Origin of the sequence: Cellulomonas hominis (assembly GCF_005239125.1) — a bacterium.
Classification (GTDB): domain Bacteria; phylum Actinomycetota; class Actinomycetes; order Actinomycetales; family Cellulomonadaceae; genus Cellulomonas; species Cellulomonas hominis_A.
Genome location: NZ_SZYE01000320.1, coordinates 1 through 2,097 on the forward strand (window position 1 = coordinate 1; position 2,097 = coordinate 2,097).

Here is a 2,097-nt window from a genome sequence, read left to right on the forward strand (position 1 = left end):
CCCGCCAGCGACCGGCGCACCCGGGGGCACCCGCGACCACCACGGTCCCCCGGCCGGGCAGCGCGCCCGGCCGGCCGACCCCGCACCGCCGCCGCTCCCCCGGCCGGGCACATCCTTCGTGGGCCGGGAGGCCGAGCTGCGCGCCGCCCGCGCCCTGCTCGAGCAGAGCGCCCTGGTCACCTTCGTGGGCCCCGGCGGGGTCGGCAAGACGCGCCTCGCGCTCGAGGCCGCGGCCCGGGTGACCGCGCCGCTGGTCCCCCGGTTCGTCGAGCTCGCCGCGGTCCGCGACCCCGCCGCCGTCGCCACCGCGATCGCCCAGGGCCTCGACGCCGACCCGGCCGACGCCCCCGCCCAGGTCCTGGCCCGGGCGGGGACCCGCGCGGCCGTCCTGGTCCTGGACAGCTGCGAGCACGTGGCCGGGGCGGTGGCGGAGTGCGTCGGCCTGCTCCTGTCCGAGCCCGGCCCGCTCCGGGTGCTGGCGACCAGCCGGACCCCCCTCGGGGTGGCCGGGGAGCACGTGCTCCTGGTGGAGCCGCTGGGCACGGCGGGCCCGGACTCGGCGGCGGCGCGGCTGTTCCGGGACCGGGCCCGCGTCGCGGCCGGGCGCAGCACCCCGCCCCCAGCGCCCGGGGCGCGCGCCGGCGGACCGACGCCCGGCGCCCCCGACCCCGTGACCCGCGTCGTCACCCGGCTCGACGGCCTGCCGCTGGCCGTCGAGATGGCCGCGGCCCGCACCGCCACGCTCCCGGTCGCGGAGCTCGCGGACCTCCTCGACGCCCGCCTCGACGCCCTCGTCCTGCCCCGCCGGGACGGCCCGGCGCGGCACCGGTCGCTCGCGGCGCTCGTCTGCTGGTCGCGCGAGCTGCTGACCCGGGACGCGCGCACGGCGCTCGACGGCTGGCCCGTGTTCGCCACCGCGTGCACGCCCGACCTCGCGGCGCGCGTGCTCGACGTCCCGGCCCGGACCGCCGAGCTGCTCGCCGCGGCCGGGCTCCTGGTCCGGGACGACACCCCGGGCCGCACCCGGTACCGGATGCTGCAGACGGTGCGCGCGGTGGTGGGCCCGCCCCCGGAGCCCGTGCGCGCGCGGCACGCCGCCGTCCTGCTGGACGTCGCCCGGGACGCCGACCGGGCGCTGCGCGGGCCCGGCGAGCCCGACGCCCGCGCGCAGCTCACCGCCCTGCTGCCCGACCTGCGCGTCGCGCACGCCTGGGCCGCGACCCACGACCCGGACCTCGCCGTGCGGCTCACCCGCGCCCTGCACCGGCACGCGGTCGACACCCTGCGCACCGACGTGCTCGCCTGGCCGGTGCCCGGGCGGGAGGACGCACCCGCCGTGCTCGCGGCGCTCGCGGCCCGCGCGCTCGTGCAGGGGCACCGCGGCGGCGCGGGCCGCCGCGCCCAGCAGGCGCTCACCGGGGCCACCGAGGCCGCCGACCGGATGCACGCGCTCGAGGTCCTGGCGGACCTGGCGCTGTTCGAGGGACGCACCGAGGACGCCGTCTCCCTGGGCGGCCGGATCGCCGCCGAGGCCCAGCACGCCGCCGACGCGCACTACCGGGTCGTCGGCCTGACCTACCCCGCGCTGGTGGCGGCCTACCGGGACCGGCCGCTCGCCGCCGACGCCGCGCTCGCCCAGCTCCGCCGCGCCGTGCACCCCGTGCACGCCGCCCCGTCCGACCGCGCGTGGCTCGCGTTCACCACCGGGGAGGTGCTGTCCCGCACCGACCCGGCGGCGGCGGTCGCGGCGCTCGCGGACGCCCGGGACCTCGCCGACGCCGTGGGCGACCGGTACCTGTCGGGCGTCGCCCGCGCCGCCGCCGTCGCCGCCGTGGCGCGCCGCCCCGACCCCGCCGGTGCGCTCGACGACCTGCTGGCGCTGGCCCGCGAGTGGGCACCGGCCGGGAACCGCACCCACCTGCGCACCGCCCTGCGCAACGCCGTCCCGCTGCTGCTCCGCCTGGGGCGGGCCACGTCGCCCTGGTCGCCGCGCAGGGGCTGGCCGAGCAGCCGGTCGTCCGGGTGCACTCCGAGTGCCTCACCGGTGACGCCTTCGGCTCGGCGCGCTGCGACTGCGGCCCCCAGCTCGACGCCGCC

Annotated in this window: 1 pseudogene; it reads left to right on the forward strand. The window is 81.7% G+C overall.

Annotated elements, in window-relative coordinates:
• Positions 1–2,010: 2,010 nt before the first annotated feature.
• Positions 2,011–2,097, forward strand: a pseudogene (locus FA014_RS20370) (hypothetical protein); the annotation flags it as partial.